Source organism: Streptomyces sp. NBC_01351, from assembly GCF_036237315.1.
Taxonomy (GTDB): Bacteria; Actinomycetota; Actinomycetes; order Streptomycetales; family Streptomycetaceae; genus Streptomyces.
Genome location: NZ_CP108356.1, coordinates 135,733 through 156,828, shown reverse-complemented (window position 1 = coordinate 156,828; position 21,096 = coordinate 135,733). Strand labels below are relative to the sequence as shown.

Annotated in this window: 19 protein-coding genes and 1 pseudogene; 12 read left to right on the top strand and 8 right to left on the bottom strand. The window is 68.5% G+C overall.

The annotated features are described in order from the left end of the window. Nucleotides 1-102: a hypothetical protein gene (locus tag OG625_RS41330; RefSeq protein ID WP_443067853.1), complete on the bottom strand. Its 102-nt coding sequence runs from the start codon at nucleotides 100-102 to the stop codon at nucleotides 1-3. Next, nucleotides 69-1,280, bottom strand: coding sequence for a tryptophan 2,3-dioxygenase family protein (locus tag OG625_RS00830; RefSeq protein WP_329375920.1), 1,212 nt, complete (start codon nucleotides 1,278-1,280; stop codon nucleotides 69-71). Before OG625_RS00830 ends, OG625_RS41330 begins: the two co-directional genes overlap by 34 nt. 598 nt (nucleotides 1,281-1,878) lie before the next feature. Between OG625_RS00830 and OG625_RS00825 the strand changes: the two genes are divergently transcribed. The 6 genes from OG625_RS00825 to OG625_RS00800 all read left to right on the top strand — a co-directional run bounded on the left by OG625_RS00825 (nucleotide 1,879) and on the right by OG625_RS00800 (nucleotide 9,659). Next, on the top strand, nucleotides 1,879-2,427 hold the full coding sequence (locus tag OG625_RS00825) for a hemerythrin domain-containing protein (protein ID WP_329375918.1): 549 nt from the start codon (nucleotides 1,879-1,881) through the stop codon (nucleotides 2,425-2,427). 46 nt (nucleotides 2,428-2,473) lie between these two features. Further along, a complete protein-coding gene (locus OG625_RS00820) occupies nucleotides 2,474-2,818 on the top strand; it encodes a DoxX family protein (RefSeq protein WP_329375916.1) in 345 nt (114 codons plus the stop codon). A 159-nt stretch (nucleotides 2,819-2,977) separates the two neighbouring features. Then, the gene (locus OG625_RS00815; protein ID WP_329375914.1) at nucleotides 2,978-4,237 is read left to right on the top strand and encodes an SGNH/GDSL hydrolase family protein; all 1,260 of its coding nucleotides are present in this window, start codon (nucleotides 2,978-2,980) and stop codon (nucleotides 4,235-4,237) included. 533 nt (nucleotides 4,238-4,770) lie between these two features. Beyond that, entirely contained in the window at nucleotides 4,771-7,932 is a 3,162-nt protein-coding gene (locus OG625_RS00810; RefSeq protein ID WP_329375912.1) for a M36 family metallopeptidase, read from the top strand. Nucleotides 7,933-8,171: 239 nt separating this feature from the next. Continuing rightward, nucleotides 8,172-8,408 carry a hypothetical protein gene (locus OG625_RS00805; protein WP_329375910.1) on the top strand — a complete coding sequence of 79 codons (237 nt, stop codon included), beginning with the start codon at nucleotides 8,172-8,174 and terminating at the stop codon, nucleotides 8,406-8,408. Nucleotides 8,409-8,765: 357 nt separating this feature from the next. Continuing rightward, nucleotides 8,766-9,659, top strand: coding sequence for a LysR family transcriptional regulator (locus tag OG625_RS00800; protein ID WP_329375908.1), 894 nt, complete (start codon nucleotides 8,766-8,768; stop codon nucleotides 9,657-9,659). Nucleotides 9,660-9,871: 212 nt separating this feature from the next. Here the strand turns inward: OG625_RS00800 and OG625_RS00795 are convergent, their stop codons facing one another. From OG625_RS00795 to OG625_RS00780, 4 genes are all read right to left on the bottom strand, one after another. After that, nucleotides 9,872-11,062 (bottom strand): ATP-binding protein, encoded by a 1,191-nt coding sequence (locus tag OG625_RS00795; protein WP_329375906.1) that lies wholly within the window; start codon nucleotides 11,060-11,062, stop codon nucleotides 9,872-9,874. Nucleotides 11,063-11,561: 499 nt separating this feature from the next. Then, nucleotides 11,562-12,143: a hypothetical protein gene (locus OG625_RS00790; RefSeq protein ID WP_329375904.1), complete on the bottom strand. Its 582-nt coding sequence runs from the start codon at nucleotides 12,141-12,143 to the stop codon at nucleotides 11,562-11,564. A gap of 200 nt (nucleotides 12,144-12,343) precedes the next feature. Next, nucleotides 12,344-13,165: a DUF6042 family protein gene (locus OG625_RS00785; protein ID WP_329375902.1), complete on the bottom strand. Its 822-nt coding sequence runs from the start codon at nucleotides 13,163-13,165 to the stop codon at nucleotides 12,344-12,346. Nucleotides 13,166-13,173: 8 nt separating this feature from the next. Then, a complete protein-coding gene (locus tag OG625_RS00780; protein WP_329391296.1) occupies nucleotides 13,174-13,515 on the bottom strand; it encodes a hypothetical protein in 342 nt (113 codons plus the stop codon). A gap of 84 nt (nucleotides 13,516-13,599) precedes the next feature. Here OG625_RS00780 and OG625_RS00775 point away from each other — a divergent pair. Together OG625_RS00775 and OG625_RS00770 are read left to right on the top strand one after the other, a co-directional pair. Beyond that, nucleotides 13,600-14,136: pseudogene (locus OG625_RS00775) on the top strand (helix-turn-helix domain-containing protein); the annotation flags it as partial. Nucleotides 14,137-14,358: 222 nt separating this feature from the next. Then, nucleotides 14,359-14,877, top strand: a complete 519-nt coding sequence (locus OG625_RS00770; RefSeq protein ID WP_329375900.1) for a hypothetical protein — start codon at nucleotides 14,359-14,361, stop codon at nucleotides 14,875-14,877. Between the two features lie 525 nt (nucleotides 14,878-15,402). On the opposite strand, the gene OG625_RS00765 is transcribed toward OG625_RS00770, so the two are convergent. After that, nucleotides 15,403-16,014, bottom strand: coding sequence for a hypothetical protein (locus OG625_RS00765; RefSeq protein ID WP_329375898.1), 612 nt, complete (start codon nucleotides 16,012-16,014; stop codon nucleotides 15,403-15,405). 255 nt (nucleotides 16,015-16,269) lie between these two features. Here OG625_RS00765 and OG625_RS00760 point away from each other — a divergent pair, with 255 nt between their 5' ends. Next, the gene (locus OG625_RS00760; RefSeq protein WP_329375896.1) at nucleotides 16,270-16,752 is read left to right on the top strand and encodes a DedA family protein; all 483 of its coding nucleotides are present in this window, start codon (nucleotides 16,270-16,272) and stop codon (nucleotides 16,750-16,752) included. Nucleotides 16,753-17,327: 575 nt separating this feature from the next. Continuing rightward, a complete protein-coding gene (locus OG625_RS00755; protein WP_329375894.1) occupies nucleotides 17,328-17,804 on the top strand; it encodes a hypothetical protein in 477 nt (158 codons plus the stop codon). 274 nt (nucleotides 17,805-18,078) lie between these two features. On the opposite strand, the gene OG625_RS00750 is transcribed toward OG625_RS00755, so the two are convergent. Continuing rightward, nucleotides 18,079-18,327, bottom strand: coding sequence for a hypothetical protein (locus OG625_RS00750; protein ID WP_329375892.1), 249 nt, complete (start codon nucleotides 18,325-18,327; stop codon nucleotides 18,079-18,081). Nucleotides 18,328-18,641: 314 nt separating this feature from the next. On the opposite strand from OG625_RS00750, the gene OG625_RS00745 reads away from it, so the two are divergent. Continuing rightward, nucleotides 18,642-19,850, top strand: coding sequence for an alpha/beta hydrolase family protein (locus OG625_RS00745; RefSeq protein WP_329375890.1), 1,209 nt, complete (start codon nucleotides 18,642-18,644; stop codon nucleotides 19,848-19,850). 338 nt (nucleotides 19,851-20,188) lie between these two features. Then, a complete protein-coding gene (locus OG625_RS00740; protein ID WP_329375888.1) occupies nucleotides 20,189-20,680 on the top strand; it encodes a hypothetical protein in 492 nt (163 codons plus the stop codon). The last annotated feature ends 416 nt before the right edge of the window (nucleotides 20,681-21,096 follow it).

Below are 21,096 nucleotides of genomic sequence, written 5' to 3'. Positions count from 1 at the left end.
TCATTGCCCCACGGCGAGTTCGGATTTTCGGCGGAGTTGGAACCTGTTCGGCCAGAGTTTGCCGGTGATCAAAAACCTGTCGGTTCCCGGTGCGGCGGCGATGCCGTTCCGGTCGTGTGGGGGCAGGCGGAGCCATCAGCGGTGTTCCGGTCACCGAGCTGCCAGAAGAGCCGGTTGGCCAGGCACTGGGTCAGGTAGGGGACGCCTTCGGTGTGCCCAGACCCGCGTGCGTCCCCGAGCATGCGCGCGGCGAGGCTTCGGTGGGCGGCCTTCCAGCGCTGGTGCCTGGCTTCCAGCCGGCCCAGCGAGGCATGGAGGAGGTTCCGCTCCGCCTCCCTGATACGCGTCCGGCGGCGGAGATCGACGTACGCGCGCACCACGGTGTCGTGGCTGGACTCCACCGCCTCGGCCCGTACGGCGGGGACGCTGGTGAAGGGCGCTGACCGCAAGCGCTCTGCAGGCGGGATACCACAGAGGATCTCGAACCGCTTGTACTGCTCGGACTGGATGGCACTGGCGCCCTGGGTGAACTGCCGGAACGCCGAGAAGTGCGCAGGGCGCATCGTGGCGACCATCCGGAACAGCGTCGAAGCCCGGTCGAACAGGCCGGCGGCACGGTCCACGTGCCCCGCCCCCGCTTCCGCGCTGCCGTCACGCAGGGCCGCGATCGCCGCCCGTACGTCCGCCACGATCGCCGTGAAGAGCATCTCGTGCGCCTGGAGCGCCCGGATGAAGAAGTACTCGTCGTGCAGCACGTACACGGGCTGGACCGTCACGTCGAACCAGCGGCCGGCATCCGTCGCCGGGGGCCCGGGCAGGAGGTCGGCCACCTCGTCGGCGCCCGCTCCCACGAGGTCGTCCGAGACGAACCGCATGGCGTGGCGCAGCCGCCTGCGCAGGATCGCCTCCTCGGGAGGGTCCCGATCCACCGGTCCGGACGCCCCGGCAGCCGCCCGCGTCTCGAAGCGCAGGACGTCGCATATGAGCAGCGTCGCTAGTTCGTTCGGACCCAGCGCGTGGTTGGAGTCGTCCACGATCAGCTCGAGCAGGGGCAGCGAAAGGTAGGTCCGGTTCCAGAAGTGCCCGTCGTGCTTATCGAGCAGGCAGTTGAGGAACGCGCGGAGGAAGGGCAGCTCCTCCGTGGCCCGGTCGGACCGGATCCCGCTCAGCCGGTTCAGGAAGGGCTGCGGAAGGAAGTGCTTCCCGGTTCGCTGTACCTGTTCCGTGACCAGCCGGGCCAGGTGGATTCCGTCCCCTCGGGTACGCCGTTCCTCATCCATCGCTCTATGCCTCCTCGTGTCCGCCCGCCCTCACGGTCTTCGTGAGGGGGTTCTCCAGTAACCGGGAAGGCCGGGGGGCACGTCATGACGCGGGAGTTCGTGACTTGACAGCGCGGGAAGAGCACGCTGCGCACAAAATGCACACGCCACCCTCTTTCGGATCTGAAAGCGATGTCTGGAGTGCACCTGAACCTACCTTCTGACCCTTCGGCATCTATTTGACCTTCGAATCTTCTGTTGGGGTACCTGTAGCCGGACCGCGGTGCGTCCGAAGTGCACTTCCTCGGTTATGGCCAGGAAGATCTGGATGTCGCGTATTTCCACCGTTTCTCACGCCCCTGCTCGTCTCTCCTGGCCGGTGCGCGATCGATAACCCGGAGGTGATCGGACCATAAGCGATCCGATCTTGATCGGGACGACCGGTCTACGTGAGCCTGGAAGCCGCCGGAAGACGCCCTGGCGGGACGATCCAGGAGGGAAGAGCAACGATGAACGGCACGGCGATCCACGACCTGACGGCGATGTACGCGATGCACGACGCGCTCCGGCGCGAACTGCGGCATCTCGCACGAGCCGCCAGCCGACCCGGTCGCGATCCTTGCGACGCCCCCACCCGGTCACAGGGCTGGGCCTGCTGAAGAAGGCGCTGCACGCCCATCACTCGGCCGAGGACGAGGCGTTGTGGCCGGTCCTGCGCGATGCCCTCGCGGGCCGGTCCGGCGATCTCGCCCTGCTTGAGGCGATGGAAGCCGAGCACACCGCCCTCGACCCGCTCGTCCGGGCTGTCGACGATGCGACTGCCGCTGCTCGGACTTGCTCGGGCGGCGGCCCGGACCTGGTCGGCGACCTTGTCGACTCCTTCGTGACAGGCCTCGGTGGACACCTCCACCACGAAGAGGCGGCCGCCCTCCCGCTGGCCCAGGAGGTCCTCACACCCGACCAATGGACTCGCTTCGACCGAGTGCACGCCCAGTGGATCGAAGCGGACGCGGCCGAGATCCTGCCCTGGCTCCTCGACGGAGCCGACCCGTGGACGACCACGGCAATGCTCACGCCCCTGCCCACGCCCACACGTCGCGCGTACGAGCAGTACTGGCAGCCCGCTTACGCCGCGCTCGCCCGATGGCACACGCCGGTATCGGCCTGAAGCCGCGCACACCCCTCGCACCCACCGAACACCTTGGAGTACCCGTATGTCCGCCACCGTCGTCGTCACCGTCCTGACCGCTGCCTGGGTCGGCTTCTCCGGCCTGTCCCTGCTGCGCAGAGCCCAGTTCGTCGTGGAACCCCTCGTCCAGTACGGGGTGCCCCGGTCCTGGTGGGCCCCGCTCGGGGTGGCCAAGATCGCCGGCGCGGCCGGCCTGCTGATCGGGCTGGCGGTACCCGTGATCGGGGTGTTGGCCGCAGCCGGCCTGGTCCTCTACTTCCTCGGCGCGGTTGTCACCGTGCTGCGCGCCCGCTCGTACAAGACCGTCGCGTTCCCCCTGCTCTACCTGGCTCCGGTCACGGCCACCCTCGCCCTGGGACTCACTGCCTGACACCCGGGCGACACTGCTCGAACCGAGCCGATACGGGGGCGTCGGACGGGGGAGAACCGCCTCGCCGAACGCGCGGCTGCATGAACCGCCCCACGACTCACCGGCCCGCCGTGTTCCCCATGCGCCCTCACCGGTCATCAACATCCGAAAGAGCCCACGATGCATGCCCTTCCCCGACTGCCCCTGACTGCCGCCGCCGTGGCGACTTTCCTGATCGCCGCGTCAGCCCCCGCGCACACGGCCACCGCCCCCTCGGGAGCGCACCGCTGGACCGCCGGCTGGGCCACGGCCGTGCAACGTCCCTCACAGAGCTGGTACCCGACGTGGGCGGAGGCGGGCTTTGACGACCAGACCGTACGGCAGACCGTACGTGTCGGCGCGGACGGCTCCGACCTGCGCGTACGCCTGTCCCACGCCTTCGGCACGACCCCGCTCCAGCTGACCGGCGCCACCGTCGGCATATCTGCCGGGGGCGCCGCCGTCCGACCCGAGACCGTCCGCGCGCTGACCTTCGGCGGATCCGTCTCCCCATCGATTCGGCCCGGGGACCGGCCGGCCAGCGACCCGGTCCGGCTGCCGGTGAAGGCGGGCGACCGGCTCGCCGTCACCCTGTTCTTCAAGGGTCCCTCGGGTCCGGCCACCTTCCACAACGTGGCGATGGAGACCGCGTACCGCGCCGAAGGCGACCACCGCGCGGATGTGAGCGCGGACGCGTTCGCGCAGGAGAGCTCGTCCTGGTACTTCCTCGAAGGCGTGGACGTGGCCGGGAAACCGGCAGGAGGGCGGCGGGACGCGGTCGTCGCCTTCGGTGACTCCCTCACCGACGGGGCAGCCTCGACCCCCGGAGCCGACAAACGCTATCCCGACCAGCTCTCCCGACGGCTGTCGGCCGAGGGACGGCAGCGCCCGGTCCTCAACGCGGGCATCGGCGGCAACCGAGTGCTGAGCGACTCCGCGTGCTTCGGAGAGAAGGCCACCACCCGGTTCCGGCACGATGTCCTCGACCAGATCCGCGTGGGCACCGTAATAGTGCTGGAGGGCACCAACGACATCCTCATGGGCGAGACCGCCGCGAACCCCTGCACCACCACGAACCGGCGGGTGACGGCAGCCGAGTTGATCGAGGGGCACCGCGCGCTGATCCGCGCGGCCCGCGCCCGGGGGATCACTGTCATCGGCGCGACGCTCCCGCCCGGCAAGGGCCTGGAGAGCGGGACTCCCGCCGAGACCCGCGCCGCGCTCAACCAGTGGATCCGCACCAGCGGCGCGTACGACGCCGTCGTGGACTTCGACCGCGTCCTCGCCGACCCGCTGAACCCCGGGCAACTCCTCCCCGCGTACGCCAGCGGGGACGGCCTCCACCCCAACGACGCCGGGTACCGGGCGATGGCGGATGCCGTGGACCTGGACTCCCTGTAGCGGCCTCTTACCGAGTCGCCGCACACAACCCGCCCACCGGCTAAAGGACACCACATCCGCGACCACGCCCTCTGAGCACTACGGCCAGATGCTCGCCGCGCACTACACCTGGATGCTCGGCAGCGGCCGGCTGGAGACCCCGAGCCGGGTCGGCTCGAGCCGATGGCACATCCGGTAGTACTGGCCTGCCACGGCCGGGGGAACGTGGTCACGTGCGAGGCCCTGGGTACTCCCAGGATCTCAGGGCCACTTCGGCATAAACCCTCCCTCCAGGGAGGGGAGCGCCAAGCCTTACGGCAACACGACCCGTGGTCGAATTCGCGTCCGAGTCGAAATCCGGCCAGCCTCCGTCGGGCCCTTCCTCTGGTTTGTCATGTCCGCCTACCGTTGTCGGGGCTTACTGCCAGTGGATCGAGTAACGGGGAACGGGGAAGGCGATGCTGTCCACACGAGCGCGCAGCGCCCGGGCAAGGACTCGGGCAATCATCCTGGGGGCGGTGTTATTGGCGCTGCCCGCGACGACGGTCGTTCCGGTGGCCACTGCCACGGCTGCCGATAGGGCAAGCCAGGAGGGCAGACCGGCCGCCAAGGAGCCCAAGGACCGCCCGTATCCGAACGTCGATGTCCGCGGGGACACGCGTGTCCCGCCGAAGGCCGGGCAGTTGAGCGCGGCACAGCAGTTGGACAGCGCCGCCGTTCGCTGGGGGCGGTACGGGACGCCCCGGCTGGTGTCGCCGCTCGGGAAGGACGGGGCGCTGAGCGCCGCCAGGAGCGGTGACCCGCAGACCCTCGCGCTCGCGTACGTCGGTGAGCACGCCGAGCTCTACGGACTCTCCACGGCAGACCTCGACGGGCTGGAGGTCGTCAAGACGTACCGTACGAAGCACAACGGCGTCCGGCACGTGTTCATCGGCCAGACCGACGCGGGCGTCCCCGTGCACGGCGCGCGGCTGCAGGTCGCCGTCGACAAGGACGGCCGTGTCGTCACAGCCACCGGCAGCCTCGTACCGGGAGCTCATGCACGAGAGGCGGCCGGACTGGACAAGGCCGCCGCCGTGAAGCGGGCCGCCGGGGCCGTCGGCACGGACGAGCCGGGAGCCGTCACCGCCGAGCGCGTCACCTTCCCGCTCGCCGACGGCACCGCCCGGCCCGCGTGGCGGACCACACTCACCGCCGAGAACGGGCACCTGTACGACACCGTCGTCGACGCTAAGAGCGGCACGATCCTCCTGCGCAGCGACCTCACGCACAACGAGGGCCCGGAGGGACGCGTCCACACCGGGCAGAACCCCAACGTCTCGGACCAGCAGACCGTGCCGTTCAGCGGCCTCGGCCGGTCCTGGGTCGACGGCAGGACCACCCGCGGGAACAACACCGAGGTCTCACAGGACCTCGACGCGCCCGAGTCGCTCGGCCACCAGCCGCAGACCTCGGCGCAGGGCGATCCGGGCTACCAGCACTTCAACTACACCTTCACCGACGCGTACCGCTCCAGCGGCGGCACGAACATGAACACCGACCGGGACGCGGTTGTCACCCAGGCCTTCTACTACGTCAACAGGGCGCACGACTTCCTGTACGAGCTCGGCTTCGACGAGGCCTCCGGCAACTTCCAGGAGGACAACTTCGGCAACGGCGGAGCGGGCGGCGACCGCGTCGACGTCTACGTCGACTACCAGGGCAACAGCCAGGACCCGGACGACTGCTGCAACGCCAACTTCTCCACCCCGCAGGACGGCACGAACCCGACGATGCGCCTGTTCGTATCGCGCACGTACGACGGCAACGGCTTCCTGAACGTGCACGAGTCCATGGACGGAGAGACCGTCATCCACGAGTACGGGCACGGCCTGTCGAACCGCCTGGTCGGCGGCGGCGACCTCGGCAGCGGCGAACAGGCGGACGCCCTGGGCGAGGGCTGGAGCGACGCGCTCTCGACGACGTACTTCAACGATCCGCTCTTCTCGGAGTATGACAACGGCCGCCCCACCGGTATCCGGCGCGTCCGCTACGACCAGAGCAACCTCACGTACGGAGACCTGTGCAACGAGGGTTGCGAGTCGCACAACGACGGCGAGATCTGGGCCACCGCCCTGTGGGACATGCGCAGCGCGCTGATCGGCGCGCACGGCTACGCCGCAGGCAAGCGCCGCCACGAGCAGCTGATGGTCGACGGCATGAAGCTGACCCCGTCCACGCCGGACTTCCTGGACGCCCGGGACGGGATCCTCGCCGCCGACCGAGCCGACAACGCCGGCGCCGACCAGTGTCTGCTGTGGGGCGTCTTCGCCCGGCGTGGCATGGGCGCGGGCGCCACCTCGCCGAGCCAGGGCCAGGCCAACCCGGCCACCGACTTCCCGGCGAGCTGCCGGCCCACCGCCGACGCGGGCGGACCGTACTCCACGAAGGAGGGCACGGACGTACGGCTCGACGCGAGCGGCAGCACCAGCCCCGGCGGAGGCTCGTCGTACGCCTGGGACTTCGACGGCGACGGAGCCTACGACGATGCCACCGGCATCAACCCGGTGTTCAACCGCGTCGGCCAGGACGGTACGTACACCGTGGGTCTGCGGGTCGGCAACGCGGCAGGCGCGGACACGGACACGGCGACCGTGACCGTCACCAATGTCGCGCCCGCGATCACCTTCACCGTCGCTGGGCCCCGGGAAGAGGGCGGCACGCTCACGGTCAGCGGTACGGTCACCGACCCGGGCTGGCTCGACCCGCTCACCGCCACCATCGATCCCGGTGACGGCAAGCCCGTACCCCTGCCGGGACAGTCGGAGAACAACCGGCCGGACTCCACCCTCACGTTCAGCAGGCAGGTCGTCTTCGGCGACGACGGCACCTTCACCGTGAAGGTGTGCGGCAGCGACGACGACACCACGACCTGCCGCGACGCCGAGATCACCGTCGCGAACGTCAACCCGACGGCCACGATCGACAAGTCGGCGGCCGTTCAGCTGGCCGGCGGAAAGACCCTCGTCGTGCGTGCGGGGGAGCAGAGGACGTACGCCGCGCGCGTGACCGACCCCGGCAGCGATGACGAGACCATGACCTGGGCCTGGGGTGACGGTTCGCCGGACACCGCGACCACCTCGCTGGTCAACCCGCCGAACGCCGACCCGGACCGCAGCCCGAGCGTTCAGCCGCGCGACGTGACGGACACACAGGCACACACTTACGACAAGCCGTGCCTGTACAACCTGTCCTTCACCGCAGGTGATGACGACGGGGGCACCGGATCCGACGGGATACCGCTCGTCGTCCAGGGCAATGCGCCGCTGTCCCTCCTCGCCGACGTCTGGTACGTCAAGTACCTGACCGGGGACCTCACAGGGCTCGGCAAGGAGCGGCTCGACTGCTACCTGAGGATCGTCGAGCATTCGAGCGCGGTCTTCTCGGAGGTCGTCGACGTGTCCACACAGCAGAAGGCGGCGAGCACCCTCTTCCTCACCCTGCTGAACCCGAAGCGCGCCTTCGACCGTCAGCTCCTCGCCGCCTGGCTGAACTTCGCCAACGGTGCTTTCGACACAGGCGAGCTGGTCGACACCGATGGTGACCTGAAGGCGGACACCCCGTTCCTGCAAGCGCTGCAGAACGCCGAGAAGGTACGGCTCAACCCGGATGCGACACATGCGGAGCTCGCCAGGCAGGCAGGCATCCTGACATGCATCAACGTTCCGCTCGTATGACGAAGGAACGCGCGCTGCGTCGCGCGGCCGCCGCCGCCCTGGTTTTCGGGGTGGCGGCGGCCGCGTGCACGAACCCGGGACCGCCTGCGGCACCGACGGGACAGGTTCCGGGAAGTACCCCTGTGGCGGAGCCCCCGGGTCGAACGCCGGCGCTGTCCGTGCCGCCTTCGCGAACGGCTTCTCCATCCGCGTCCGCGTCCGCACCACGTTTCCTCACCGAGGACGACGACGGGCGGACGGTGACGCTCACCGCGGGAGGGATGGTGCCGCTGCGACTGGACAGTCGGCTGCAGTGGGAGACCCCCACGGCCGACGGGTCCGCTGTCACGCTGGTACCCGTCGCCTACAAGTCCGATCCCGGATACCGCGAGTGGGAGATCCACGCCGAGCGCGAAGGCGAGACCGTCGTAAGCACCGCCGCCACGGTTCCGTGGGGCCTGCGGAAGTTGCGCGTCACAGTCCGTGTTACTGGCTGACCGTTCCGGATTGTGCGACACGTCGCCCGAACGGCATCGCAGTCGCGTACCACGCCGGCAGCGGTGGCCAGTACATGCCGGGGGTCACGGGTCCGCAGAGGTCGATGGCGTCGCTCAATGGCAGTTTCAGTAGTGTCGGCGGGCTCACTGACCACAGCGTTGACGTGGTTGAAGGCGAGACACGTCGATATCGGGACGAAGGCGTAGCCGGGGTGCTTCACCGCGTCGACCGTACGAATGCCTGGTCCCTCATGCGTGATCGCAGGCCTCAGCGATCTTGCGGTTCGCACGTATGATCACGTCAGACTTCCATGCGGTTCGATAGCCGCCGGATTATCGACGGAGGCCGGGGGGCCGGTGGAGCTGCGGGACATCGAGATATTCCTGGTACTGGCGGAGGAGCTGCATTTCAGTCGGACCGCACAGCGGCTGCACGTCTCCCAGGCGCGCGTCAGTCAGGCCATCAAGAAGCAGGAGCGGCGCATCGGTGCCGACCTCTTCACCCGCACCAGCCGCACGGTGCGGCTGACTGAGGTCGGCCGGCAGTTCCGCGACGATCTACAACCGGTCTATGCGGGCCTGCACGAATCCCTGGAGCGCGCCCGGCTGGCGGCCCGAGGCATCACCGCACAGCTCCGCGTCAGCCTGATGCCCTTCAACGTCGTCGATCTGTACCCCTACTGGAAGGCGTTCCGCGCGCGGTACCCGCAATGGGGACTCGAGATCCGTCAGGTAACGTTCACCGATGTGTTCGGCCAGCTCCGTAGCGGTGCGATGGACGTCGTTGTCATCTGGCTCCCCGTGGAAGAGCCGGACTTCACCGTCGGTCCGATCCTGTGCACCGACTCCCGGATCCTCGCCGTGGCCGCCGACCACCGGCTCGCGGGACGGGACTCCGTGCCACTGGAGCTTCTCGCCGACTTCCCGCATGGCACTGCCCTCGACCTGCCCGACTACTGGGAGGACAGTTACCTGCCCTTCCAAACCCCACGAGGCCGGACGATCGAGCGCATCACGTCCGCGGCCGCGGATACCGGTGATGAGCTGATCAATCGCGTCGGCATGGGCGAGATCATCCACGCCTTCCCCGGCCATGTCACCAGGTATTGGGGCATGCCGAACATCCGATGGCTTCCCGTCCCCGACATGACCACCATGAACTTCGCTCTGGTCTGGCGGACCGAAGCCGAGAACGACCTCATCCGCGCTCTGGCCGACACGGTGCGCGATCTCGGCGTGTACCGGTTCTGACGCAACCTGCGGCGCGAATCGCTTCCTGTCAGGTTGCTGAGCACCTGGCCGTCTGCCCCGGACACCCGTGGACCGGCGTCCGGTTCGCGGCCGTGCGGAGCAGTCGCGACGTCCTCGATGGCGGTCCTGGTCCGCCCGGAGGCGGTGGCGCCTTCTTGCCGCGATCTTCTGCCGCCAGGAAGACCGTGGCCGGCCAAGCGGGAAGCCCTTCGTCACCGCCTCCCGTGTCCGGTAGGGGCATTGAGGATGTGGCGGATGATGGACGCTGCTTCGTTCTGATGGTGGTCCAGCCAGTCGGTCAGGTGTTTGCTGACGACCTCCTGGACGTAGGCCTCCGCCTCGGGGTTGCTGAGCCTGGTCCTGGTGGCGCCTTCGAAGACGGGATGGGCGAGTTTTACGGAGACGACTGCAGTCAGGCCCTCGTGGACGGCCTCGGCCGTGATGTCCTCGTCGTCCGCGGACACATGCCGCTGCCGGCGAGCGTAGTCGTTGACGACATCTGTGAGAGCGGTACGAAAGCCCTCTTCGTGAGCACCGCCCTCGCGGGTGCGGGTGCTGTTCGCGAAGGAGCGGAACTCTCCCTGGGACCAGGTGTTCCACTGCATGGCGACCTGCACGAAGATCGTCTCGTCCTCGTTCTCCGACTCAAAGGCGATGGCGGGGGAGTGGACGAGACTCGGGGGGTAGGGGTTGAGGCGGGCGACGTAGTCCCGAAGGCCGTCCGTGTGGTGGTAGCGGACCGGCCGCTCCGGACGCTCGTCGGTGAGCGAGACGGCCAGGCCCCCGTTGAGGAAGGCCAGTTCCTGCAAGCGCTCCGACAGCGTGGCGAACGAGTACCGGGTGGTCTCGAAGATGTCGGCGTCGGGCAGGAACGTGATCGTGGTGCCGTGTTCGCTCGTCTCCTCGTTCCTCGTCAAGGGGGTGACCGGGGTGCCCTTCTCGTACTTCTGGGTCCAACGGTGGCCGTCTCGGTGGACCTCGACCGTCAGACGGCTCGACAGCGCGTTGACGACGCACAGACCCAGGCCACTGAGACCGCCGGAGACCCCGTAGCCGGTGTGCGGCTTGGAGCCGAAGGACAGCTCCGTCAGTTCGAGTTCGACGGCCGACTTCCCGGTGGGCTCTTCCACCTCGACGGGCAGGCCCCGCCCGTTGTCCGCGACACGGATGCCACCCTCCGGGGTGATCGTGACGTCGATGGCGTCGGCGTGGCCGGCCAGGTGCTCGTCGGTGGCGTACGAGACGACCTCGTACACCAGTTGATGCAGGCCGTGCTCGCCAGCCGAGCCGATGTACATGCCAGGGCGCCTGCGCACGGCCTCGTGGCCTTCGAATACCTGGATGTGGCTGCTGGTGTACTCGTTCACGTTCGTCGGCTGACTGGGGTTGCCGGACTCGGTCATGAAACACCCTTCCTGGGCCGTCCTGAGCACGTTTGCGGGCGGAGGCCGTCGAAGCAGCCCGACGCTACTTCCGCGCCGTCGTGCATGCGTGCCCATCCTAGGTATTCTGCGGTAAATATGCAGGTCAGAGCGTATGCAACGAGGTCTCAGGCGGCTGCGTCCATGGCTTTGTCGAAGCTGCCGTTCTGGGTTGGTCGCGGCAGCGAGCGGAGCAGCGCGAAGGCCCCGCCGAAGGCCTCCGAGGGGGCGTTTTCGGCGAAGCCCAAGGGCCTTTCCCGCGAATTTTGCGGACGTGTTCGTCGAGGGTCCGGCCGGCGCGCTGCACCAGGTTGCCGGTGTGGAGGCCCGAGCGCCCTTGACGGACCGGTCCGCACCGGAAGGACACTGGACTGCTGGGACGCCCCCCGGACACCTTCGAAGCCACCGACCGACCCGCAGCCCAGGCCGTCGTGACCCCGCCGACGAAGGCGGAAGACAGTGGGGGCTGTGCTGTGAGTGGTCAGCGGATGCGGACGGTGATCTCGGGGAGCGGTATGTCGGACAGGTTGAGCTGGAGCCCGGTCATGGTCAGGTAGGTCTGCGAGTCGCTCAGCGTATTGGACGGTGCCTGGGTTTTCCCGCGCGTGCTCACCAGCAGGTACCAGCCCCCGCGCTTGTAGCTGCGGGAGGCGCCGGAGCTGTCGCCGTTCGGGTTCAGCATCCAGCCCTGGCGCTCCAAGTCCGCACAGATCGCCTTCATTTCGGACTGTGCGGCGGCCATCTCCCGGACGGCCAGCCAGCCCGTCCTGTTCAGGTTGGATCCGGCGGGGACTGTCGCCTTGCCCTGCTCCGGGTCGAGGCCCGCCGCGCGGACCGCCGTCCGGATCACTTCGTCCACCTCGTCCCGCGTGAGGGGTGGCGACGTGGGTTCAGGCTCCGGCGCTGGCGCCGACGCGGACCCGGACGGCTTGGACAAGGGCGCGCCCAGGTGCACGCGCCCGTCGTCGTCGATCTGTACCTGGTCCGGCAGGACCACGGCAGCCAGACTCACGATCAAAGTCGCGGCCAGTCCGATCCAGACCCTCTTCAAGAACGCGTTCAACGTGAAACTCCCCCCGAATGATCATTCGATGGGAGTCTCACACATCCCGTTCGGCGCCCGGCAGTCAAACCCCCGGGAGCGGAGCCCGCCACTTCGCGTTCTCGGCTTCTTGAAGTCGTCCGGGGTGATCGAGTCGATGCCTCTGATGTTCTGGTCGGGGCGGGCCTGGTCCGTGCCCGCCCAGCGTTGGGAGTTGCGCGTCAGCCCCGCCTGATCATGATGCGGTTCTCGTTGAAGTGCTGCCAGTCCGCCACGAGGTGGAACCGTTCATGGTTCTTCAGGTCATCGAGGTTCACCTGCGCGCGGGGGGAGCCACGTTCGAGCCGGACGTCGTTCTCATGGATCATTCGGCCGAGCGCGTACCGGACGTCGTCCTCACTGAGCTTCGATGCCTCGGCCAGCCGGTCGACAGAGGTGAAGACCTCGCCCGGCTGGCCTAGGTCGTCCGTGAGGTAGTTGAGCAGAGTGCTCTCTGCGGAGCCGCTTTCCCAGATGCGACGCGTGTCGGCGATCCCGGCCCGCTCGGCGTCCGTCAGGTCGAGGACCGTCTCGGGGCCGGGGATGGGGTCCTGCATGGACCACACGCCGTCCTGCACCGTGGCGATGCCCAGCGCGAGCATGGTGTCCGCGAGTTCACGGATGGTCGTTGGAACCGCCACGCCGGCGGCGCGGAACAGTCCCTCGCACCTGGCTCGGTGCTCTGCGGCATCCGTGCAGAACTGGTCCTTCTCCTCGTCGGTCTCGAGGTACTCCAGTTCGTCGTCGTCCATCCAAACGACGGGGGAATCGAGAGTGCCTCCACGCCGGCCGAAGAAGGCGCCGGGCTCACCGTTGAAGAGCTGCTGGGCGACCTCATCGAGGCTGCCTCGCAGTCCGCGGACTGCGGCTGTGCCGAAGAGCATGCAGAGCATCATCGCCTGGTGCTGGGGAAGATAGCTTGGCCATCCGCTGGAAAACCAGCCGTTGTGCATGGATAGGCAACCATCGCCGCTGTCATGGTTCGTGTCCTGGTCGACAGACATGGATTTCCTTATGAGCGCTGCTGGGAAGGAGGGGAGTACGGCGGGAGGTTCTTGATCCGCTCGGCCAGGAGATGGGCAAGTACGCCATCCTCGTGGTCGTCGAGGTCGAGGAGCCCTGCGTCCGCAATGCGCTGGAGCCCGGCACGGAGCTCGGCCTCGCTGTTCGCCTGGCCGAAGGTCCCGCGGCGGAGCGGCGTAATGAAGTCGTCGACGCTGATGTCCTGGTCGACGTCCAGGAGGTACTCGCTGACTTTCACGTACAAGCCGAGGTCATACAGGGAGAGGCCGGCCCCGAGGACTTCGGGCTCGACGATGACGCGCTGCGTGCGGGGGCTGCGTCTCCTCAGCATGCGGACATCCTGTCGGTTGCAGAGGCAGTTGAGGGGGATATCCGGATGAGTCCTGCGAACGTCCGGGATGGGCATTCCTCTTGTATGGGTCGGGTGTTGCGGGCTGAGTCGTTGTGGGTGGAGACATTCACGGGCTTGCGGATGGGCCGGTTCGAGAAACTCGTGAAGGTGGTGCGGGAGCGGGGCGGTAACGGTCCCGGTGGCGGCCGTCCGTGGTGCCTGCCGTTGCCGGACCGGGTCCAGCTGGTGGCCGTGTGCTACCGCACCACTCTCACAATGCGCCAGCTCGCCCCGTTCTTCGGGATCTCCCCGGCCACCGTCTGCCGAATCATCCAGCGGCTGAGGCCGCTCCTCGCGATGGAGCCGGCGCCGCCGCCCGTCGCGTATGTCGAACGCTTGTGGATCGCGGACGGCATCATCCCAGTCCGCGACCGCACCATCGCCGCGTCCTCCCGCAACTACCGGTTCTCGGCGAACGTGCAGGTCATCATCGACGCGGACAGCCGTCTGGTGATCGCCTCCGCCCGGCCGGTGCCCGGCAACAAGGCCGACGCCCACGCCTGGCGGGAGTCGTACCTGCCAGCCTCAGCGGCCGGGACGACCGTCATCGCGGGCGGCGCCTAATGACTGCGGTCTGGTGGGCTTCGGCGTACCCTGCCCCGGCGCTGCGGCGGGGGTCGGGGCCGCCAGCGGCTGGCAGCTCACCAGGGCACGTTTCAGTGCGGCCACCCGGCTCGGTGGAGGGCGCGGAGGCCCCCGGTCGCTCGCCCCCGCTGGCCGGTGGCGGGGTCACGGGTGAGCATCGAACGGTCGGAGCCGACGGAGCCCACCGGAAGGACGCCCATGAAGAGCGGTTCGCTCACCGAGATCGATGCCCTGGTCCGCGACGGAAGGATCGTGATGTCGGGGGACGACAGCGCGGTCGTGGCGGCTGTGCAGGACGCGTTGAAGGCCGGCAGATCGGTGACGTTCTACCTCTCCCCCGGACAGGCCGAGGCGTTCAAGGCGTGGTACTGGAGCCCCAGACGGATCAAGGACCGGGGCATGGAACCCGTATCGCGCGAGGAGAGGGAGAGGATCACCTCGGACCTGGGGATCAAGGACATCGGGCCGGCCCACTCCAACCGCATCGACTGCGAGTGCGGGGCCCAGTACGGCGCCTTCGAGTTCATCGAACAGGGCATCAAGGAGCACGGCAAGGAGTCCGTGGACGCCGTCCTGGCCTTGGAGAACGCCTACGTCCTGCGGGTGAACCCGGTGACGCCCGCGGTCTGCGCCGCCTGCGGCGCACGCATCCTGGTCGGCCACGACTACGACATGACCAACAGGTACGGGTGCTGCCGCTCCGAGAATCCGGTGTGAACAGCCGTGGCGCACGGCCCCGTCGACCGGCGGATGTCCGGCGGGCGCATGCCACGCAAGAGTGCCCGTCAGAGGTGCAGAATCGATGCCTCTTGGTCCTGTGCGGGTGAAGGGGCGGGCCGGGACGCATGGCGGTGGGACAGGCTCGACATGCGCCTGTGTGCCGACGTTTACGAGAGCTGACTCGCCTAGACAGGCGTACTCTCTGGTAAGTCCATCGGGCTCTATCCGATGAGCCCCCTCGGTCCTTCCGCCGCAATGCCGAGCGGCTCCGCGGTCAGGCCCGTGACGAGGAACGAGCCCGTCGGCTCGGCGAAAGACCACCGGCCCCGCTGGAGCCCGGCGCGACGCGAAACTGCCCGCACTGCCGGCAGCCCGTGACCATCGTCGCTCTGCCGGCGACTCCCGAGGCCGCCCGCCCCGCCATGCCGGTCCGGAGCCCGCGACAGCATCCCGCTGCGGAGGACTCCATAAGCGCTTGAGCTCGCGTTGAACGGACCACCGTCCTCATGGGCGGTGGTCCACTTACGCGACCCAGCAGTACAAGCCGTGGTCATGGTCTGCCCGGCCGCGGGCGAGAGTGCCCAGACCCTCGACCATCTCGCCGGCCACAGCAGGAGCGATGTCCTCGCCGTCCTCCTCCCGCTGCCGGGCCCACGCCACGGCTATCTCATGCAGCCGGGAGGGCTCCGCCGTGGCCAAAGCGTCCACCAGGCGGTCGGAAAACGCGAAGACAATGCACCCGTCGTCGTCCTCATCAGCGACTATTCGCGGTTCGCCAGCCCCTAGGAGCTCTTCGAAACTGCCTCCGAAGAAGAGGCATTCCCACTCAATCACGGCCTCTTCGACATCGAAGTTGCCGAGCGAGAGGCACTCGAAGGCGGGTCCCGGTCCGGCCCCGACCACGAGGGCGGCCTTTTCATCGTCAGGCGCCACGAAGAACTTCACGATAGTGCTCACCGGTGCATGATGCCTGCAGACCCCCGTCATCATGATCGGCCGGGCAACCTCCTGTGCCGATTGCTCATCGAGCAGTCCGAAGTCTTCGGGAAACGCGTCGAGGAACTCGCGCCTCGCGATGTTGTCCTCCGACTCGGCGATGGCTCCGAGCATGTCAACCAGGTCACTGCGGGTCATGCGGCAAGCGGCCCAACGTGGCCGCCCTGCACCCCCGTATGCGCGTTGGGTTAGGGTGGCCTTGCCTGGCGTGCGAGCGTGCAGGTTCGGGTTCCGGTGCCGCAGGTGGGAACCCATAGGGACGGAACGGGCAGAGGCAGGGCGCAAGTGAGAGACGGTGACCAGGCTTGTGCGTGTCGTGCGCCCGCTGGGGCGGGATACCCATGCGGGTGACGGGCGTCCCGGGGTGCGGCCCAATGCTCGGGACGAGGCGTCGTGGATAAGATCGCGCTCACGGCCGGAGCCCTGTACGTCATCGTCTTGCTCCGCGCCGGAGGAACGTTCGCCGTCGGGTGGCTCGCCGGCGCCGGTGCCCGGCGCAGCAGGTTCGCCGGGCGGATCTCCTCGGCGAAGTTCCGGCGCGCCGAGCGCGCGATCCAGCGGTGGGGCGCGCTGGTGGTGGCCGTCTCCTTCTTGACCATCGGGTTCCAGACCGCCGCCAACTTCCTCGCGGGCAGCATGCGCATGCCGTTGGCGCGCTACCTCCCCGCCCTGTTCGTGGGCGGCGCGGCCTGGGCGCTGATCTACGCGACCGCGGGGCTCGGCGTGCTCGCAGTGCTGGGCAGGCTCTTCGCCGAGCGGACGGCCCTCGGGGTGTCCGCCGTGGCCGTCCTCCTCCTCGCGGTGTGCGGGGTGGTGGTCTACCGCAGAAGAAGGGCGGCCCGGTCCTCCGGTGACACCGTGGCCGAGGAATCGTGAGCCCGTCCCGCGAGGGCGGGTGCGCCCTGGAAGCGCAGCAGCAGGCTGACTGCCTGGCGGGCCGCGGTTGGGGGCCGGGTGCTATCAGACGATCAACGACTACCTGCGACCGAGGCGCCGCCGGCGCATCCGCATCGTCGCCCCCGCACCTCCGGGCGTCCGACGGGTCCCCGGCTGGATGATGCGCCACTCGGACCGCCTGAGTGACGAAGAACGCCTGCGGTTCACCGCCGTCCTCGCCCATTGCCCGGAACTGACCACCCTCCATGGACACGTCCGCGCCTTCGCCAAGATCCTCACCACCCGCTCCGGCCGGCACCTCAAAGACAGGACTGGGACGCGGTCGTTCAGGGCCTGACCACCCGCTGGAACTCCGGTCCGGTGGAAGGCCGGGTCAACCACATCAAGATGATCAAGCGCCAGATGTTCGGCCGGGCAAAACCCCCACTCCTCCGCAAGCGCGTCCTCCTCACGGCCACCCGCCCGGCGGCACAGCCAGTAACCACAACTGGACAGGTCGTGATTCTTGAGAGCCGCATAGAGTGAGTCTCTCGACGACCCGGCGGGAGTACGCCATGGAGATCACCGTCCAGTGGATACGGACGTCCTGGACGAAGGATTCCCGGGGAGGGGAGGCTGCCTCGCGCAGGAACGCGACCCCGATCGGCTTCGCTCTCCCGCCTGCCGAGACCACCAGCTCCGCACAGGTGATTCGCATGCATGAGCGTGACGGCTTCAACCCCTATGTCACCCAGGAAGACCGCGGCAAAGTCGATGTCCAGCTTCGGGAAGCCGACGGACGGCTGCGGGTCTTCCCGCGAGTCCAGCCCACGTTTGCCCTGCCGCCCCGGCCGCGACGGCCCCCGGCAGTGCGACTCGCCCCCGGCCAGTGGGTGCGCTGGCAGCTCAACTACCGCTTCAGCAGTGCACTGGGGATCCGGGGTTGGTCGTACTGGCTGGACACGTTCAACATCGCCTACGGCCCGGTCAACAGCGATGTGTTCCTCTCCACGCCCACCGTGTTCATCGACGAACAGGGACCGCTCCGATAAACCTGTAGTTGATCGTCCTCACGGAATTCGTGCCTGATCCCGGGGTATGCCTACGCAGCCACTCTTCCGTTGCTCGTCCGGTCGGCGTCACCTCAGCAGAGCGACAGGCGTCAGGTCCACCCGAAGTGCCACGCCCCAGGCAGCGCCCGGGCACCAATGAAGCAGTGCAACCTTGGCTGGAGCTGCTGCACACCCGTGGCCTGGAGCGGAGAGTGAAGCGGGGGCTTGCAGGAAACCCGAAAAGCCCAGGTCAGAGCCATGCCGCGGAAGCGGCTCAAAACACTTCCCGCCCGTTCCCGGAATGCATTTCCCGTCGCAGCAGGTCAGAGCGGTCGAGCCGCACGTCCACCCCACGTACCGACTGCGCCTTGGTGATCCCCGCGCTCGGTTGCGCTTCGCGGCCCTCGTGTTTCCGGACCCGGCCGCGGAGCCGGTCATGGGACTCGCCGATCGGCCCGTGCTCGCGCTTCATGATCTCTATTTGCCCGGCGTCGCCGGGCAAATAGCCCAGCTTCGGATCCATCTGGGGTCCAATGATGTTTTCCTGGAGGAGGATTGGGCCACCACCCTCCGGGATGCGGTACCGCTGCAGTTGCGAGACGTCCTGCCGCCACGGCAGAGGGCAGGGTGCTGGGCAACCATGCTCCGCGGGAACATCTCATGCCGGTGCGGTGCGCGTCTCACTAACGTGTGCCCATGAGCGAGGACAGCGGAGGGCCGGTGCTCTCAAGTTGGCGTCTCATACCAGGAGTTGACATCAGCATCCGCCCAGCAGGGTACGTCGCAGGGACCGCGGTATGACGCGGTCCGTCGCTGTCGCCGATTAGCGTCGTAGACATGCCAAACCTCACCCGAGCACTCACCGTCGCCGCAGTCGCACTGGCCCTGTCCGCGCCGCTCGCTCTCGCCGGCCCTGCCTCCGCCTCGGCACCCTCGGCCCCGCCTGTACCGCGACCTGTGGCCGCGGCGCCGACCGAGACGCGGGCGGACGGCCGGGCCGAACTTCCGCGCCCTACCGGCTCTTTTCCTGTTGGCAGCTCCGTTCTCCACCTCGTGGACCGCTCGCGCCCCGACCCGTGGATGCCGGACGTTGGCGGACGGGAGCTGATGGTGACCCTCCACTATCCCGCCGCGCGACCCGGTACGGGTCCTACGGCTCCGTATGCGACCACCGCGGAGACGCGCGCGCTGGTCGAGGGCTACGGGCTCGGCGAAGCCGTACCCGCCGCCGAGCTGAGCGCGATGCGTACGTACGCCAGGGCGGACGTACGCCCGGCGCCCGGCCGGCACCCGCTCGTCGTCCTGTCTCCCGGCTTCACGGCCTCCCGCTACACCCTCACCGCCCTCGCCGAAGATCTGGCCAGCCGCGGTTACGTGGTGGCTTCCGTGGACCACGCGTATGAGTCCTTCGGGATCCAGACGCCGGACGGCCGCCTGCTGACCTGCGCGGCGTGCGAGCCCGTGAGCGGGGGACAGGTGCCGGAGAGCAAGATCACCGGGGGTCGGGCCCGGGACGTGTCATACGTACTGGACCGGCTGACGGGTCGGCACCCTGTGTGGAAGTACGCCGGAACGATCGACCGACGGCGGATCGGCATGGCCGGCCACTCCATCGGCGGCGCCAGCGCGGCGACCGCGATGCTGGCCGACGGGCGGATCCGCGCGGGCGTCAACATGGACGGGTCCTTCCATGACACTCTGCCGGAACAGGGGCTCGGCGGCCGCGCGTTCATGCTGCTCGGCACGGACGACGATATGCACCGGCCCGGCGGCCTGGACCACACCTGGGACGCGGCCTGGGAGCGGTTCGGCGGCTGGAAGCGGTGGCTGACTCTCGCCGGGTCCGACCACTTCACCTTCACGGACGGGGCCGTCATCCTGGACCACTTCGGCGTGCCGCGCAGTCCGCTGCCGGCGGACCGGGCGTTGACGCTCACCCGCACCTATGTCGCCGCCTTCTTCGACCAACACCTGCGGGAAACCGCGCAGCCGCTGCTCGAGGGACCGTCGGCGGCCAACCCGGAAGTGGTCTTTCACCATCCCTGACCCCGCACGGCACACGGGCCTACGCCTCCCGCCGGCGCCGGCGCCGGGGGACGGGCGCCGGAGCCTGGCGCCGGGCCCAGTCCGAGTAGCTCCGCCGGGCGATCTTCTCCAGGGCGCGGTCGAGGCGTGGGGCCTTCGCGACGAGCAGGTGGATCAGCTCGTAGCGCCAGCGCCAGCGCCGGAGTGGTGGCGGAGATGTCGTCGCCGCCGGCCATGTCGGCCAGGCGCTGATCGTGCCGCAGCACAGCCAAGACGATCACCGCGATCCTCCCGGGGCCCTCTGGGTATCGTCAAAGAATCGGGGTGCGTTGTAGAGGGGTTGAGGGCAGCATTGCCGGGTGTCTGAGCTGCTGTGGGATGACGTCAAGGGGTTCTTCGACCTTGAGTGGGAGGGTTGTCTTCCAAATGTGTGGGTCGCGGGAACCACGGTTGAGGACTGGCAGGCGGTCCTCGATCTGATCGTTGCGAGTGGCTGGCGGAGTGAGTACTCCGAGGGGGCCGTGGTCATGCCACTCCCGCGTGCTGGAGAGGTGCTGTCGCGGCCTGCTGATGCCGAGTGTGCGGATCTGCGGGTCTGGCCCGAGCCGAATGTGTTGGCGATCTTTCGGTTGGAGTCGGCTGACGAGATCGGTTTCGACGTTGACCTGCGGGAGCTGCAGGGGCAGGAGCCGCTGGACGTACTGTGCGGGTTTCTTCGCGCGATCGGGGGCCGACTGGGCAAGCCGGTGGTGATGACTCCCGAGGGCGACTGGGACCAGAGCCATCCGGTGCTGGGGTTCGACGTCGCGTCCGACCGGGTGGTGCTGCTGGCGGAACCGCATACCAGCTGACCGCCGTTGCCGGACGCGATTGGTGGAAGGTGCCGCAGCCCGGAGCATGGCCAATGGGACGTCGGCTCGGCGCCTGGCAAGACAGAGGACGGCCTGGGTGTGGTGTTTTCCCTGCTTGATCTTCTTCTCGTAGTGGTCCGCCCTGCGCGGCGAATGCGGCTGGAAGGCCCGGAAACTGTGGGAGGAGATCAAGGCGCAGGGCTGCCCGGACAGCGATGGCAACGTTCGCGCCTGTTTCAGCCGGAATCTACGTGGCAAGCCTCAACCGGCCGGCCCTCGGCCGCCATCAGCCCGCGCCGTGACCGATACTCACCCCGAGGCCCAGGTGAGAGTTCTGCCTGGAGTGACACGCGGGTTCAACCACTGGAGCACGCGCACCTGCGGGAGCCGGCCGCCGCTTGCTGCGCAGCCTCAGG